General features: G+C 41.3%; 15 protein-coding genes. 9 read left to right on the top strand and 6 right to left on the bottom strand.

What is annotated here, in order from left to right:
• Positions 1 to 302 precede the first annotated feature (302 nt).
• From atpB to BVC88_RS02675, 7 genes are all read left to right on the top strand, one after another.
• A complete protein-coding gene (atpB, locus tag BVC88_RS02645) occupies positions 303 to 1,331 on the top strand; it encodes a F0F1 ATP synthase subunit A (protein ID WP_075349083.1) in 1,029 nt (342 codons plus the stop codon).
• Between the two features lie 40 nt (positions 1,332 to 1,371).
• The gene (atpE, locus tag BVC88_RS02650) at positions 1,372 to 1,629 is read left to right on the top strand and encodes an ATP synthase F0 subunit C (protein WP_075349084.1); all 258 of its coding nucleotides are present in this window, start codon (positions 1,372 to 1,374) and stop codon (positions 1,627 to 1,629) included.
• A gap of 79 nt (positions 1,630 to 1,708) precedes the next feature.
• Positions 1,709 to 2,203, top strand: coding sequence for a F0F1 ATP synthase subunit B (locus BVC88_RS02655; RefSeq protein ID WP_075349085.1), 495 nt, complete (start codon positions 1,709 to 1,711; stop codon positions 2,201 to 2,203).
• Positions 2,204 to 2,212: 9 nt separating this feature from the next.
• Positions 2,213 to 2,773: an ATP synthase F1 subunit delta gene (gene atpH / locus BVC88_RS02660; RefSeq protein WP_075349086.1), complete on the top strand. Its 561-nt coding sequence runs from the start codon at positions 2,213 to 2,215 to the stop codon at positions 2,771 to 2,773.
• Positions 2,774 to 2,798: 25 nt separating this feature from the next.
• The gene (gene atpA, locus BVC88_RS02665; protein WP_075349087.1) at positions 2,799 to 4,376 is read left to right on the top strand and encodes a F0F1 ATP synthase subunit alpha; all 1,578 of its coding nucleotides are present in this window, start codon (positions 2,799 to 2,801) and stop codon (positions 4,374 to 4,376) included.
• Between the two features lie 63 nt (positions 4,377 to 4,439).
• Entirely contained in the window at positions 4,440 to 5,312 is an 873-nt protein-coding gene (gene atpG / locus BVC88_RS02670) for an ATP synthase F1 subunit gamma (protein WP_075349088.1), read from the top strand.
• A gap of 117 nt (positions 5,313 to 5,429) precedes the next feature.
• A complete protein-coding gene (locus tag BVC88_RS02675) occupies positions 5,430 to 6,995 on the top strand; it encodes a sulfatase family protein (RefSeq protein ID WP_075349089.1) in 1,566 nt (521 codons plus the stop codon).
• Positions 6,996 to 7,396: 401 nt separating this feature from the next.
• Here the strand turns inward: BVC88_RS02675 and BVC88_RS02680 are convergent, their stop codons facing one another.
• Both BVC88_RS02680 and BVC88_RS02685 read right to left on the bottom strand, forming a co-directional pair.
• On the bottom strand, positions 7,397 to 7,987 hold the full coding sequence (locus tag BVC88_RS02680) for a hypothetical protein (protein WP_139316506.1): 591 nt from the start codon (positions 7,985 to 7,987) through the stop codon (positions 7,397 to 7,399).
• Positions 7,988 to 8,228: 241 nt separating this feature from the next.
• Positions 8,229 to 8,864: a GDSL-type esterase/lipase family protein gene (locus BVC88_RS02685; protein ID WP_075349091.1), complete on the bottom strand. Its 636-nt coding sequence runs from the start codon at positions 8,862 to 8,864 to the stop codon at positions 8,229 to 8,231.
• Between the two features lie 237 nt (positions 8,865 to 9,101).
• On the opposite strand from BVC88_RS02685, the gene BVC88_RS02690 reads away from it, so the two are divergent.
• Positions 9,102 to 9,941, top strand: coding sequence for a hypothetical protein (locus BVC88_RS02690; protein ID WP_139316507.1), 840 nt, complete (start codon positions 9,102 to 9,104; stop codon positions 9,939 to 9,941).
• Here the strand turns inward: BVC88_RS02690 and BVC88_RS02695 are convergent.
• Positions 9,938 to 11,296, bottom strand: coding sequence for an acyl-CoA dehydrogenase family protein (locus BVC88_RS02695; RefSeq protein WP_075349093.1), 1,359 nt, complete (start codon positions 11,294 to 11,296; stop codon positions 9,938 to 9,940). The genes BVC88_RS02690 and BVC88_RS02695 overlap by 4 nt on opposite strands.
• A 40-nt stretch (positions 11,297 to 11,336) precedes the next feature.
• Here BVC88_RS02695 and BVC88_RS02700 point away from each other — a divergent pair, with 40 nt between their 5' ends.
• Positions 11,337 to 11,942 carry a class I SAM-dependent methyltransferase gene (locus BVC88_RS02700; protein ID WP_139316508.1) on the top strand — a complete coding sequence of 202 codons (606 nt, stop codon included), beginning with the start codon at positions 11,337 to 11,339 and terminating at the stop codon, positions 11,940 to 11,942.
• Here BVC88_RS02700 and BVC88_RS02705 read toward each other — a convergent pair.
• The 3 genes from BVC88_RS02705 to BVC88_RS02715 form a co-directional block, all read right to left on the bottom strand.
• Entirely contained in the window at positions 11,935 to 13,281 is a 1,347-nt protein-coding gene (locus BVC88_RS02705; RefSeq protein ID WP_075349095.1) for a neutral/alkaline non-lysosomal ceramidase N-terminal domain-containing protein, read from the bottom strand. The two genes, BVC88_RS02700 and BVC88_RS02705, sit on opposite strands and share 8 nt — an antisense overlap.
• A gap of 3 nt (positions 13,282 to 13,284) precedes the next feature.
• A complete protein-coding gene (locus tag BVC88_RS02710) occupies positions 13,285 to 14,448 on the bottom strand; it encodes an AIR synthase related protein (RefSeq protein WP_075349096.1) in 1,164 nt (387 codons plus the stop codon).
• A 176-nt stretch (positions 14,449 to 14,624) separates the two neighbouring features.
• Positions 14,625 to 16,556 carry an OmpA family protein gene (locus tag BVC88_RS02715; protein ID WP_075349097.1) on the bottom strand — a complete coding sequence of 644 codons (1,932 nt, stop codon included), beginning with the start codon at positions 16,554 to 16,556 and terminating at the stop codon, positions 14,625 to 14,627.
• Positions 16,557 to 16,576 lie beyond the last annotated feature (20 nt).

Raw genomic sequence — 16,576 nt, forward strand, 5'->3', positions numbered from 1 at the left:
TGAGAAAATATGGAATATCTACTTTTTTCTTTTGATTTTTTCGTTTTTTATCACTTTGATCAATAGCTTTTTGTTAAAATCATTTGGCGAAAATTTCTTTCAGATCATGGTTTTGGCAATGATTCTGAGATTTATTGGGACATTAATCTTTATTGGGATAGCCGTTTGGCCTGCAATGGAGAATATTATTCTGTTTATCGCAGATTTCTTTATTATTTTTTTGTTCTACTTAGTTTTTGATATCTACGCCTTTCTGTCTAACTTGCGCCCGATTTCGAAGTAGCCCTCAAAATTTAGAGTTGATGACGCGTAAAATACTGGTACTAAGTCTTTTAATTTCAGCATTTTTGCTAGGTTTTGCCGGCAATACACAAGCTGCAGGTGGTGAAGAAGATAAGACAAGCTTCATCATGCACCACGTAAAAGACTCTCATGAGTGGCATTTCGCCACTTTTGGTCATACACACGTGACTTTGCCTCTCCCTGTTATCGTTTATTCAGGCGATAGAGGTTTGGAGTTTTTTAGCTCCTCAGATTTTCAAAATCACGAAACTCATTTATTTGGAGAAGAATATGCTCATGAAGGTTACTTCATTGACGAGCATGATCATTTAGGTAGGGTTGATGGTGCGAGTTTTATCGAATTCTCAATCACCAAGAATGTGGTGATGCTTTTTATAGTATTGATTTTTGTAGGTTGGTTTGCTTTATCAGCAGCCGGACATTACAAAAAGCATGGAGCTGTGGCTCCAAAAGGTGCAGCGGCTATCATCGAGCCAATTGTAATTTTTGTAAGAGACGAGATTGCTCAAAAATCGATCGGTCCACAGTACAAGCGGTTTGTTCCTTATCTAATCACCTTGTTCTTGTTTGTATGGTTTGGTAACCTTCTTGGATTGATTCCGGGTGCAGCAAACATGACTGGAAATATAGCAGTTACCATGGTGCTTGCGGTTTTGACTTTCATCATCACCAATGTCAATGGAAATAAGGGTTACTGGAAGCACGTCTTTATGACTCCTGGTGTTCCACCAGCTATGCTTTTGATAATCGTTCCGGTAGAAATTATCGGTTTGTTCACCAAGCCTTTTGCCTTGATGGTTCGACTTTTCGTCGCTATCACAGCAGGACACATTGTAATCCTCGGCTTCATCGCCTTGGCATTTATCTTTGAATCGTACACCATTGGTATTGCAAGTACCTTGATGGTTACCTTTATAAACTTGATCGAATTGTTAGTAGCCACTATTCAGGCTTATGTATTTACGCTTTTTTCAGCGATGTACATTGGCTCAGCAGTAGCGGAGCATGCACATGACGATCATCATTAAGAGTAGGAATTTCTTTGTTCAATTATATAAATAAAATGTTATGTTAACTATTATCTTGTTGACTGCTGGTTATGCTCTAATGGGAGCTGGAATCGGTGCAGGTATTGTTGCGATTGGCGCAGGCCTAGGTATCGGTCGTATTGGTGGACAGGCTATGGAAGCTATTGCTCGCCAGCCTGAAGCTGCTGGAAAGATCCAGGGTGCAATGTTGATCATTGCTGCCTTGATCGAGGTGGTTTCCCTATTTGCAGCAGTTATCTGTTTGTTGATCGCGCTAAACATCGCGGGTATCGCATAATTAACCTTGAAAAGGGATTGGCGCTAGGCCTTTCCCTTTTCTTTAGTTTATTGAACAATCTGAAATAAAATTTTAAACCATGGATTTAATCACACCAGGTACCGGTCTTATTTTCTGGCAATTATTTGGCTTTTTAGGCCTTCTATTCATTCTGATCAAGTTTGCTTGGAAGCCAATGCTAGAAGCACTTGAGGAAAGAGAAAGTAGCATTGAGAATGCATTGAAGTCTGCGGAGACAGCAAGAAATGAAATGGCTAACCTCAAAGCTGAAAATGAAAAGTTGTTAGCTGAAGCTAGACTCGAAAGAGACATTATCTTGAAAAAAGCACAGGATGCTTCTGTAAAGATGATCGAAGAGGCTAAAGAAGATGCTAGTAAGGTTGGAGCTCAAATGATAGCCAACGCAAAAGCAGTGATTGAAACTGAAAAGAAAGCTGCATTGGCAGATGTAAAAACTCAGGTTGCAACACTTTCCCTTGAAATAACAGAGAAATTATTAAGAAAGAATCTATCTGATGACAAAGCTCAAAAAGAGCTTGTGGATGGATTTGTAAATGAACTTAAGCTTAATTAATACCACTCCATGTCAAATCATAGAGTAGCACACCGGTATGCAAAATCTATCATGGAACTTTCCTTGGAAAAGGGAATCCTTGAGGAAGTGCACACTGATTTTGTAAAGCTTTCCTCAATGGCTAAAGGAAATCGGGATCTTACGCTTTTGCTTAACAATCCGATTATCTCATCCGAGAAAAAACTGAAAGTTCTTAATGCCCTTTATGCTACAGGTGCACAAAAGATGACCCTCACCTTTTTTGAGATTGTTTCAAGAAAAGGAAGAGAAAATATCTTGGTGGATGTGGCAAAAGAGTTTGAAAACCAATATAATCTTCACAAATCAATTCAAGTAGCTGAATTGACTACGACTTTTGCCATTGATGACAAGTTGCGCAAGCAATTTCTCGAGGTGGTAAAAGAAATCTCAGGTTTGGAAACCGTTCAACTTGTGGAAAAAATTAATCCAGATTTGATAGGTGGCTATATTCTAAAAGTTAATGACCGTCAATTGGATGAGTCACTTAGCTCTAAACTGAGAATTTTGAAAGCAGAGTTCAGCGAGAATCATTACGAAAGTAAAATCTAATTAAAAAGCATTAATCTACGATATCATGGCAGAAGTAAGACCAGATGAAGTTTCGGCAATTTTGAGAGAACAACTCTCAGGAACAAGAACAGCCGCGGAACTAGAAGAGGTGGGTACAGTCCTTCAAGTGGGGGATGGTGTAGCTCGTATCTATGGACTTTCCAAGGCGCAAGCCGGTGAATTGCTCGAATTCGACAATGGTTTGAAAGCAATGGTTCTGAACCTTGAAGAAGACAATGTCGGGGCCGTACTTTTTGGTGATTCAAAAGAAATCAAAGAAGGTGATACGGTAAAAAGAACTAAGAAAATTGCTTCTCTTATGGTAGGAGAAGGAATGCTTGGCCGAGTAGTCGATACCCTTGGTAATCCAATCGATGGTAAAGGACCTATCACTGGTGACTTATATGAGATGCCACTTGAGCGTAAAGCTCCTGGTGTAATTTACCGTCAACCAGTAACAGAGCCGCTTCAGACTGGTATCAAGTCAATTGATGCGATGATTCCAATCGGTCGTGGCCAACGAGAGCTTGTAATCGGTGATCGTCAGACAGGTAAAACTGCTGTGGTAATTGATGCAATCATCAACCAAAAAGAATTCTACGATAAAGGTGAGCCAGTTTTCTGTATCTATGTTGCTATCGGTCAGAAAGCTTCTACTGTTGCAAACGTAGTAGCTGCTCTTGAAAAAGGTGGTGCTCTTCCTTATACTGTTGTTGTAGCGGCTTCTGCTGCAGATCCTGCTCCTATGCAGTTCTTTGCTCCATTTACTGGTGCTGCAATTGGTGAATTCTTCAGAGATACTGGTCGTCCAGCATTGGTTGTTTATGATGACCTTTCCAAGCAGGCGGTAGCTTACCGTGAAGTTTCCTTGCTATTGAGAAGACCTCCGGGACGTGAAGCTTATCCAGGTGACGTATTCTATCTTCACTCAAGATTGCTTGAGAGAGCTGCAAAAATCAACAAATCAGATAAAATCGCTCAGCAAATGAATGATCTTCCTGATTCTTTGAGACCATTGGTAAAAGGCGGTGGATCACTTACTGCACTTCCAATTATCGAAACTCAAGCTGGTGACGTTTCCGCTTATATCCCTACGAACGTAATCTCGATTACTGACGGTCAGATCTTCTTGGAGACTAACCTATTCAACTCTGGTATTCGTCCAGCGATCAACGTGGGTATCTCAGTTTCTCGAGTAGGAGGTAACGCACAGATCAAATCAATGAAGAAAGTAGCGGGTACCTTGAAGCTTGATCAAGCGCAGTTCCGTGAGTTGGAGGCATTCTCTAAGTTTGGTTCTGACCTTGATGCAACTACTAAGCGTACAATCGAAAGAGGTAGAAGAAACCAAGAAATCTTGAAGCAGGCCCAGTATTCTCCGGTGTCTGTAGCAAACCAAGTGGCGATCATTTATGCTTCCACTAAAGGCTTGATGGATTCTGTACCTGTAGAGAAAGCTAGAGCATTCGAAAAAGAATTCTATACGCTATTGGAGTCAACTTACCCTGAAGCATTAACATTGATCCTTAAAGGTGATATTGATGGAGCAGGTAAGATTTTGGCTACTGCTGCTGCAGAATTAGCGCCTAAATACGCGAAATAATTGAACTGAATCCGGAAGGTTGATTCCTTCCGGTTTTTTATACCAAGTACAAAGCATTCACTGATGGCTAACCTTAAGGAAGTAAAGCAACGGATCACCTCAGTAGTCTCTACACAGCAGATTACTAAAGCCATGAAAATGGTATCCGCAGCGAAACTTAGAAGAGCACAGGACAAAATCACCCAGATGCGTCCCTACTCTCAAAAGTTGACTCAAATCCTGAATAACGTTTCCGCAGCTTCAGAAGGAGCAGCTGATATCGTCTATGCTGAAAAGCGAGAAGTTAATAAAGTACTAATCGTACCGGTAACTTCAGATAAAGGACTTTGTGGAGCTTTCAATTCAAATGTAATCAAGGCTTGTAATGCTTCCATTGCAGGTCAATTTGCAGGCAAGGAAATAACGATTTTACCTTTAGGTAAAAAAGCTTACGAATCATTCAAAAAGCGTGATTTCGCTGTAATTCCTGACTTCTACCAAGTTTTTGGTGACCTGACTTTCGACAATGTAAGAGCTGCAGCTGAGTATGCAATGAATGCATTCTTGGAGGGAGAATACGATCAGGTAGTTTTGGTTTTCAACGAATTCAAAAACGTCGCTACCCAAATCATTCAGACTGAGCAATTTTTGCCAATGGCAAATGCTGAAACTGATGAGGTAAAGACTGTGGAAGCGGATTATATTCTTGAACCTTCAAGAGCTTATATTATTGAGGAATTGGTCCCAACTTCATTGAAAATTCAGTTTTACAAAGCGGTCTTGGAAAGCAATGCTTCTGAGCATGGTGCTCGAATGACTGCTATGGACAAAGCAACAGAAAACGCAGGTGACTTGCTGAAAGAACTTCGATTGCTTTACAATAGAAGTCGTCAGGCAGCAATTACCAATGAAATTCTAGAAATCGTCGCAGGTGCAGAAGCACTTGGAGGAAAATAATTACAATAGCCCTAATTTCTAAACCACAATTCGAAAGGATTGTGGTTTTTTGCTTTTTGGCGAAAAATGGTTTTTCCCGATTTATCAGTAATTTGATGGGACTCAATTTGCTATGCCATGAAGAATGTCTCCAAACTCCTTTCATTTTTTTACATTCTAGTACTTTTTGGAGCTTGCTCCCCTCAGCCTTCCGAGAAAAAGCATCCAAATATCATCTTTATCCTAGCAGATGATTTAGGCTATGGAGACATCCAAGCTTTTAATTCAGAAGGTAAAATTCCTACACCGAATATTGATCAACTGGCGTCTGAGGGAATGCGATTTAGGGATGCGCATACCACCTCATCGGTTTGCACGCCTACCCGATATGCCTTACTTACCGGTCGATACAATTGGCGAAGTAGATTAAAGAGCGGAGTGCTTTATGGAAAATCAAAGGCATTGATTCCCAAAGAGCGGACTACTGCTGCTTCGCTTTTAAAAACGAAGGGATATGAAACTGCTTTTATTGGGAAATGGCATTTGGGCTGGGATTGGACGCTAAAAGATCCTGCAGTTGATGTCGAAAGCGGATCAAGTCCAGCTGATTTTGACCACATTGATTTTTCCAAACCAGTTTTAAATGGACCAAACGAACTTGGATTTGATTATTCCTATGGCCTTACTGCATCGCTGGATATGGCGCCTTATGTCTATGTTGAAAATGGAAAAGTCACTCAGATTCCGGACAAAGTGACAATCGATGAGGGGGAATATTCCTGGTGGCGGGAAGGCCCTACTTCACCGGATTTTATCCATGAGGATGTTACTCCTAATTTCTTTGAGCGAGCTTACGAATACATCGAAAGCAAAGCAAATCAAGAGAAACCATTCTTTCTTTACCTTGCTTTGCCTTCACCGCATACTCCGATCCTTCCCTCAGCAGCATGGCAGGGAAAAAGTGGAATCCTTCCCTATGGAGATTTTATGATGATGATCGATGATTACTTGGGTAAGCTAAATCAGACTTTGAAAAATGCTGGAATTGATGAAAACACGCTGGTCATATTCATGAGTGATAATGGCTGCTCGCCGGCTGCGGGATTTGATAAGCTAGTTGAAATGGGGCATATGCCGAGTGGGATTTTTAGAGGGCATAAAGCAGATATCTATGAGGGAGGACATCGAGTCCCCTTTATAGCTAAATGGCCAGCTCAGATAAAGGCTGGAACTGTCCGTGATGAAACGATTTCTATCGTGGACTTTTTTGCAACAGTTGCAGATCTAGTAGATTACGAAATTTCTGATTCAGAAGGAGAGGATAGCTATTCCATGCTTCCTTTATTTGATGTTGAAAACAAACCCGCTGAATTTCGAGAGGCAACAGTTTTTCATTCGGTGGAAGGGAGTTTCGCAATACGCAAAGGGGACTGGAAATTGATCTTAGCCAAAGGTTCGGGAGGCTGGAGCTTTCCAAGACCTGGGGATCCTGCAGAAGAAAATCTTCCCGATTTCCAGCTTTATAACTTGGCTTCCGATCCATCTGAGACAAGGAATCTTCAAGCCGAACAATCCGAAAAAGTGGAAGAGCTACGTCTATTATTGACTAAATACATCCAAGACGGCCGAAGCACAGCAAGAGCGCCTCAGGTAAATGATCCGTATGCAGGGGATTGGAAACAGACCTGGTTTATAAAAGAGTGATTGGTGCTTTTGTTCTTGATATTTCTACTGCATGGAGTTTTCCTGGCCGGTATGCAGGAAATCTGGATTAGTTCTTTTCCGCAAAACCACAAAGAACAGGAAGATTATCGCAGCGAAAACATAAACCTGATTGGTATCAAAGTCAATGCTTAGAAGTGGGAAATTCGACTAGATTTTTTTATTGGATCTTCATTGGTTCTGGACAGAAGCAATTTCCTAATTTCTAACCCTTTAATAATTCTTCTATTAGACTCAGAAATCATGTTTTGGCCGAAAGAATGGAGAATCAGGCCTAAATTATATATTCGGATTTGCTACTAAATTGGCCCGGATGGAAGGTGAGATCCAAAATAGCCTCAACTAGAATTGACGATTAATTTTTTCTTCAAATAAATTCTAGGCTAGTTATTCGCTGCTTCGACAAGCTCGATCATGTCTGCTTGAATTGACTTTCGTTCTTTAAATCTCGAGTCAATTAGTTGAAGTAAGTCAGGACTTTCTTGGTAAAACTCTTTTAGTAAATTTTTAAATTTATCGAGACTTTTCAATCCGGTAGTAACGAATGCAAAAGTGCCATCATTTTTTTCTAGCGTATAAAAAGTACCCAATGGAGCCCCATTTTGATCGTATGTCTGAAATTGATAAAGGCTGGATTTTTCTCCGAGGACCGTTGGCTCTAAAAACCGCAGGGTGGTTTCTGTAAAAATAGGCTTTGAGAATAGGCTGAAAACCTCTCCGTTATAGATAAATCCAAAACGCTTGATATCCTCTGGCTTAAATTTCTTCAAGTTATTGTTACTGTCCTGCACTTCTACTTTGAAGAGGAATTTGGAAAAGTCTACCGATCCAAAAACTGATTTTGGCATTTTGATTTGTATGGGAATACTATCATTGCTCAAAGAAATGTAGTAACCAGGTGCAGTGGTTTGAGCGAAGGAATAATTACAGAATGTGAAGAAAAGAAATAATAGAATAAAATTTCGGGGCATCATTCTGAAGTTTAGAGTTAGCTGCTTTCCTCAAATAATTTTTCGGCAAACATCGCGCTATTTATTCATTTTGTGTGCATAATGCAATAGCCTAAAAAAATATGTTTTTACGAATTCAGACCCTAGCTTTCTTTCAAATATCAAGATTAGCTTTTTAAACAATTGAATCTTGGCTTAAAAAGGAAATAAAAAAGCGTAGTTTTTAACTACGCTTCATAATGATTCTATTAGTCAAAAGGTTTGTTTACAACCGAATCGCCCTCGCAATCACCCTTGCCATAATTCCCAATCCTTCGGTATTGGGATGAACGCCATCCGGAAGCAAGTCTTCTTTTCCCATAAATGGGGTATACAAATCAATCAATTCTGAGCCACTTTCATGTGCAATATCGATCAGCATGAGACGCTGCTCATTATTCATTACATCGGGCGTGATTCCAAAATTCACCCGAGTCACCGGCACCGGAAGAATCACATAAACTTTACCATCCACGGGCATGGTTTTCTTGAATTCGTGGATCATATCCAAGTAATCTTGTCTGAACTCGGAAGCAAATTTCCAGTTTTGGGGTTTGGAGTCATTCGTACCGAGCATGATGATTAGCACATCCGCTGCAAAATCTTTGACCTGCTGAAACTGCGGTTCGTTCCAATATGGATAATCTCCTTTGCGAAGCATAGTCCGACCACTTACTCCGAAATTAGCTACTTGATAAGCATCGCCCAAAATAGCTTGCATTTGAAGTGGATAGCTATCGGGATTGTCGCGTCCAGGTCCTTGCGTGATGCTATTTCCCACACAGGCGACTTTGATGGGTGCTTGTGCAAAAGAGAAAGTGGCTAGTAGAAGAAAGGCAACGATAAGTTTGAGTGTTTTCATGGCTTGGGTTTAGGTTAAGAATTTGCCTTCTGACAGGAATGTGAATCAAACTAGTAAAAAATTTCCTAAGTTGAGTCAGTAAATTTGTAGATGCCTAGTTTTCCGCTTTGAAAATTCAAAAGCAATCTGAAATAGGATTATCGCTAACAAAAATGCTGCTTCGGTCTTCCATCATCGGTGTGGAAAAGCAAGGAAAATAAAGCTAAAAACATCATTTCAGGAAATTCGATCAACTTCATGTCCCTTCTAAGTAAACTCTACCTTCGCTTTTCTTGGCTTTCAATGGATGTGGTGTTTGGGGCTATAGCTGGGGCAGTATTTTTTTCAAAATTGCTTCGGGTCGAACTTGGATGGGCTATATACCTCCTCTTGGGGATGGCGGTTTGGAGCATTTATACGGCAGATCACTTGCTGGATAGTCGAAAGAAAACTGAAGCCAATCTTTCTCCAAGACATCAATTTCATTTGAGAAATAGTAAAGTCTTAAGTGCACTATTAGCTGTTTTTGCACTTGTTGGACTTGGTTTTGCCTACCAAATTTTTGGATTAAATAGAGAGTTGATCTGGAGCTTGATCCTTGGTGGGCTTATTCTGGCAAGTATGACTTTGATTCGGAAAGCAGGGAAAAACATGGTTTGGGCGAAAGAAATCAGTATCGCAATTTTTTATGTATTAGGGATCGCTTGGATTTCGCTTTTGCGAGTGGATTCCATCGATCTGAATTGGAATAGTTGGGCATTTTTAGGAATCTATAGCTTATTGGCTTTGATAAATCTCCTGATTCTATCTCATTTGGATCGTAAGCAGGATGAAGCAGCAGGATTTGCTTCTGCCGCGCAGCTATTTACTCCGATTAGTTTTATCGAGTTGATCCGACGTGCCTGTTTTCTCTTCTTGGTCCTCGTACTAGCTTGTTTTATCCTTTTCCCCTCATTCTATCGGCCTTTTGCCTGTGTTTTATTAGTGATGGGATTGGTGCATTACCTAGCCTTTTTCAATCCAAAGCTTACAGCTGAGCAAGTAAGAATGCGAACAGAAGCAATTTTCATGCTTCCGCTCGTTTTGTATTTTCTTTAGACAAAAGCGCTGTGTCCGGTAATGGCTCGCCCGACAATTAAGGAGTTGATTTCCTTGGTGCCCTCATAACTATAGACTGCCTCTGCATCTGCCACGAATCGTGCGATATCATGTCGCAGTAAGATTCCATTGCCACCAAATAATTCTCGGGAATGGTCCACAATAGACCGCATTCGAAGGGTGCAAAATACTTTGGCCAGGGAAGCATGCTCATCCTTGAGTATGTCCGCATCCTGCATTTCGGAAAGACGAAATACCATGGTCTGCATGGCGGTAAGATCTCCAAGCATAGTCACTAATAGGTCTTGCACCAGTTGAAAGGAAGCGATAGGTCGGCCAAACTGCTTTCGCTCGTTGGTGTAAGCCAAAGCCAACTCATAAGCTCCACGTGCGCAACCCACAGCCTGCCAAGCCACGCCAGCTCTGGTCATGCGCAGGACCTTTGCCGTATCCTTAAAGGAATTGGCCTCCTGAAGCCGGTCTGTCTCGGGGACTTCACAGTTGGTCAAGGTGATCAAGGCATTTTGAACGGTTCGAAGAGCCATTTTATCCTCCAGTTTTTCAGCTAAAAATCCCGGGTTTCCTTTTCTGACGATAAAGCCTTTGACCTGCTGATCCTCCAAGTCTCTTGCCCAAATAATGGTCATATCTGAGAAGGTAGCATTTCCGATCCATTTCTTCTGCCCATTGAGGATCCAGACATCCCCTTCTCGCTTGCAGGTGGTCGTCAATCCTCCCGCCACACCAGAACCTACTTCTGGTTCGGTCAATCCAAAGGCGCCAATTTTTTCCAGCTTTTGCATTTTGGGTAACCATTCCAGCTTTTGCGCTTCTGAGCCACAGAGGTAAATTGAACCCATCGCCAATCCGCTTTGTACTCCAAAAAAAGTGGAAATGGAGGTGTCTATCCGAGCCATTTCCATCGCTATAAATCCTTCCAAAAGTGCCGAATGTCCCGGGCAACCATAGCCTTGATAAGTCAATCCGGCAATGTCAAGCTCAGCCATTTTCGGTATGATCTGCATTGGGAATTCTCCACGATTCCAATAATCATTAGCGATCGGCTTGATTTCCCGTTCCATAAATTCACGAACCCGAAGTTGAATCTCTCGCTCATGATTCGGTAGACTTTTTCCCAACTCATAAAAGTCGCCATTGATTGGTGGGATCACTTTCGGCTTGCTTCCGCCTTTGAGCATCCCCATCATTTTGGAAAGATCCTCTTCACTCATCTGGGAGACTAGCCCAACCATTTTGGAGAGGTCCACTTTTTGGGATAGTTTGGAGATTTGATCTAGGTCCACCGAGGCTAAGAGTTGACGAAGTCCTCCGATCGTTTTGAAAATATTTTTCATAAAAAAGGAATTTTGGAGTTTATTCTATTCCTTTAATCTAGTGAAAGATCGGTACAGTTTTGTTGCACCCTATTATGATTTCCTTGTAAAGCTTGTATTTGGCAATGACTTGAAGGACTTGAAAACTTGGTTTATTACGAACCTAAACAAGAAAAAAATCCTGATTATCGGGGGTGGAGATGGAATGGATTATCGAGAATTTCAATCCGACTTGAAGGGGGAATATTGGGAGCTTTCAGAGGCGATGCTTTCTAAAGCCCAAAAAAATCTGGCGCAAAGTAAGCTCACGTTTCACTTAGGTGATTTCAAATCAAACCCTGATAATCAGTTTGATGAGATTTGGCTGCATTTTGTTCTGGATACATTCCCTGATTTGGAATTGGGGCTTTTTCTTTCGGAATTAAGAAAATCGATGAAGCCAAGTTCAACAATCTACTTGACTGATTTTTTTAATCCCCAGAGTCCCTTTCATCGAGTAATTCATGCGACAATGCTTGCCTACTTTCGAATGCTAACCAAGCATCAAAGAACAGATGTGCCTGATTATGAAATTGCTTTCCAAAAGGCTGGCTTTCAGAAATTAGATGAAATAAGAAAAAGAAAGGGCTGGATTCGAGCGCAACTTTGGGAAAGTGCTGCTAATTGACTTTTTCAATGATTCCCTTGATCATCGCATCAAAATAATCCCCATTTCCGGGTCCATACCAATTCATTTCACGGACCTCATGGAAGTGCTCATCATACAGATGATCCGGAGTGATGTAGCCAATGTAGCCACCGTTGAACGTTGTGATGATGAGATTTAGACCTTTTGCTTGAGCAGCCTTTTCCCATTTTTCATAAAAGACTCCTGACAATTCACCTGAGGAACCAATGAGTAAAGTGTTTCCGATTATGGTAAAATCCAGATGAGGATTGGTGTCGCCAAGTAAATAGTTAAATAGCCAAGGTCGAATCCGAATATTGTCAGAAATCCGCAAATGCGGTTCCCGTAGCGAAATGTCCAATCGTCCATATCCGATTTCCTTTCGGTTGACAGTAGCGAACTGGGTCATGTGAATTCGTATGGTAGAATCCAAGGCAGTGGCATATTCCGTAACTAATTCTGGAGTATTTCCGAATGAGAGAGGGCGATGACTTCCAACAGTCCCTGCGGCGAAAAGCGCAAAATCATATTCATTTGCCTCAAGTGCCTGCATTAAATAAAAAGGGTAATCCCCCGATAATCCCATGAACTTGGAGCTCATCGTGGTAGCATGGGCAGAATAGGTCAGAAAAGTAGCTTTCTTCCCATCTTTTTTGGAGAAAATCAACTGTCGTACAAAAGGATCTATCGGATCATCTTTGATAAAACGATTGGCCACAAAAGCTCCTGCGTCGGCTTTTCGAAAGGAAATAGAAACCGTGTCTTGATTTGAAATGGCTGTTTTCAAGGCAGAAACACTTTTTTCTACCATCATTGCCACAATTTGCTCATTAAAGCCACCAAATGCCATTTCACCTAAAGGTCCGGGCATATAGCCTCCCATTCCGGAATGGGTATGTGTAGCGGTGAAGTTCAATTGATCGATAGGAAGGTTTGCTTTTTTGACTCCATCTTGAATTGATTTGGCTAAAAAAGGGTGGACGATTAGCAGTTCAAAATTCAACCAGGCAATCTGAGTTTTTCCATTGCTTAGCGTTAGCGCTTTTACAAAACTGCTATCCTGTACAAACTCATATGGTCCTCTTGGTGCATAGCCAACCAAGTCAATTGGTTTATCAGGCGTCATGTTTGCTTTTGCCCAACCGGCAAGCCAAGTATCACCCATATTCCCTTCAATAGGCAAATTATCCAATCGAGCTAAAGTCTCTGAGTAGAATTCCTGCTCCTCGATAGGACTTCTATCCACTTTAGTGAAAAGGATAATCGCTAAAACAAAAAGCACTAAAAATATCCAAATGAATATTTTTAGTGCCTTTTTACCAATAGATTTCCAATCCATCAATTAGTATTCAAATTTGCCGTATTCGCTCTGAATGGTGACTTTTTTACCGGAATGTGGTTCCACGCGACCAATGATTTGAGCTTCCACTCCATGAGATTCAGCGATGTCAATGATTTCTTCAGCATAGCGTTCATCCAGGTAAATTTCCATGCGATGACCCATATTGAAGACTTTATACATTTCCTTCCAGTCCGTTTGGCTTTCCTCCTGAATGATTTTGAAAAGTGGAGGAGTATCGAAAAGATTGTCCTTGATGACATGCAAGTCATCCACAAAATGTAGCACCTTGGTTTGTGCTCCACCTGAGCAGTGAACCAAACCATGAACGTGCCCTCTCATGTAGTTCAACACATCTACCATAATTGGTGCATAAGTTCGGGTCGGTGAAAGCACCAACTTACCCATATCTACCGGAGCTCCCGGTGCTGGATCGATCAAGTTATATTTTCCTGAATAAACCAAGCTTTCTGGAACTACAGGATCATAGGATTCAGGGTATTTGGTCTTTAATACTTTATTGAATACATCGTGACGTGCAGAGGTGAGGCCATTTGAACCCATTCCCCCGTTGTATTGCGTTTCGTAATTCGCCTGACCAAATGAAGCCAAACCAACAATCACGTCACCTGCTTGGATTTTATCATTTGAGATGACTTCATCTCTTCGCATTCTACAAGTAACGGTGCTGTCTACGATGATGGTACGTACTAAATCGCCCACATCTGCTGTTTCACCTCCTGTAAGTACCGCATTTACTCCTTTATCTCGAAGCATCTGGAGAACTTCTTCGGTACCTTCTATGATCGCTGAAATGACTTCGCCTGGGATCAAATTTTTATTTCTTCCAATCGTGGAGGAAACCAAGATGTTGTTAATAGCTCCCACACAAAGCAAATCATCCGTGTTCATGATGATTGCATCCTGAGCGATTCCTTTCCAGACACTCAGGTCACCGGTTTCTTTCCAGTACAAGTACGCAAGGGAAGACTTGGTGCCCGCTCCGTCCGCATGCATGATGTTGCAATAGTCAGGATCATTACCGAGTGTGTCTTCTACGATTTTGCAAAAAGCTTTTGGGAAAAGACCCTTGTCCAGCTTGGAAATGGCCTGATGTACATCTTCTTTGGAAGCGGAGACGCCGCGCTGCATGTATCGCTCATTCATAGAGTACAAAGTTAAGTATTCCAAGGGAAATCGTGCCTTGCAAAGTGAAAAGTTGAGGGTTATGATGTTGATCTAATTAGAGTAAAATGTTTGCCGTGGAAAAAAAAGCGGTTGATCTATTTCTTAAGACCAACCGCTTTCCACAAAACTCAAATTGTAAATCTAAAAATCCTTAGCTACTCTTTGATCTCAATCACTTTAAACTCTGTTCTTCGGTTAACTTGATGCTCCTCTTCAGTTTGTGCATTTTGGATGATCAGTTGACGCTTACCATAGCCTTTTGCAATCATTCGTTCTGATGCAATACCCTGAGAAACTAAGTAATCCACCGCAGATTGTGCTCTTCGTTGGGTTAGATCATCGTTGTAGGCATCAGTCGCACGAGCATCCGCATGGGAACTTAACTCAATGCGAATTGATGGATTGTCCTTCATGATTTGAACAAGTTTGTCTAGTTCTAGCGCAGCATCTGGCCGAATATCTGCCTTATTCAAATCGTAGTAAATATTTTCTAAAACGATGGATCGATCTAGGATTAATTGATCTAGTACAATGGTTGTGTCCAAGGTAATATTGGTTACTTCTTGGATTAAAGTAGCTGGGTCTGGAGTTTTCCCTTTCGTTGTATATGGAACAGATTTAGAGAAATATCCTGTTTTGGAGGCTATAATCGTAAAATCGGCATTCGGACTTAGCGTAAATCGAACTCGACCATTGGTATTGGAGAAGTCTCCGCCAGCTTGTTTGTTATTTCCATCGTAAAGGACCACTCGAGCTTGATTCAAGATTTTATCCGGCTCACCTGCAATTCGTTCTTTGGTGATCACATTGAGCAATACATTGACGATTTTCGGCTTTGGTGTTTTATCCTCAAAAAAGTAAATATCATCATCACCCACACCGCCATCACGATTCGAAGAGATGTATCCAGCTTTAGGATATTCGGTGAAGAAAATCCCAAAATCATCATTGTTGCTGTTGAAATTCTCTCCCAGGTTGATGACCACTTGCTTTCCAGCTTCGTTTTTTTCTGCTACGAACAAATCTAATTTTCCATAGCCAGGATGTCCATCAGAGGAAAAGAAGAATTTACCATCAGGAGCCATTCTCGGGAAAAGCTCATTTCCTGGAGTATTGATGGTCGGGCCAAGATTTAGGGCATTCCCGAAATCTCCATTGGCAAGCTTGGTGGCTTTGTAAATATCTATCCCTCCAAATCCTCCTGGGCGGTTCGAAGCAAAATACAATTCAGATCCATCAGGGCTAAAAGCTGGGGTGGAATTCCACCAAAATTCATCTTCATTTACAGGCATCCAAATCGGCTGAGTAAATCCACCGCCACGGAAGTAGGAGGCAAATAATGCAGTTTCGGGAAGGTCTTTTGAAGAGGTTGAATTTCCTCTTGCATAGATTATTGTATTTCCATCTGGGCTAATGGCGATTGCAGCTTGGTTGAGTCCCTCTTCATTATTGAATTCAGGAAGCGCTTGTACCGCACTGACATCCACTTTCAATCCATCTGCTCGAGCTCTAAATAATTTGGTATATGGAGTTCCATCTGCAGGATATAAGCCAGAGGCTTGCCGACCGGAAGTGAAATAAATAAAGTCTTCGGAAATGACCGGTGCATAGTCAGCTCCGGCAGTATTCAAATCTTTATAATTGACCAACTCATGCATTGGCCAATAATCTGGAATGCCTTCAGCCAGTTTGATTGCTTCTATCTGACGCTGGGTTTCTGCAAGAAAACGATCTTCTTGTGTAAAGCCTTTAGCACTTTCGAAGGCAGCTTTAGCCTCCTCGTTTTTTCCTTGAGCTTTTAGGCTAAGCCCAAGTCTGTAATAGCTTTCAAAAGTAGGCTCAGATTCTATCAGTTTCTGATAATAAGGTGCAGCATCTTCCACTCGATTTGATAGGCGATAACTTTCCGCAATGATTTGATTCGCCTCTTGGTTAGTTGAATCATTAGCCAAAATTTGCGAAAACGTATTGATCGCATATTGATATTGACCTGATAAGTATTGCTCATTTCCTTTTTCTTGAAGGCTCTTGCAAGAACTAACTCCGACAAGGAGTAAAAGACAAATCCATAAAAAATGGTTTTTCATTTTAAAGCGCTATGATTGAT

This window comes from Algoriphagus marinus (assembly GCF_001936475.1).
In the GTDB taxonomy this organism is placed as follows: Bacteria; Bacteroidota; Bacteroidia; order Cytophagales; family Cyclobacteriaceae; genus Algoriphagus; species Algoriphagus marinus.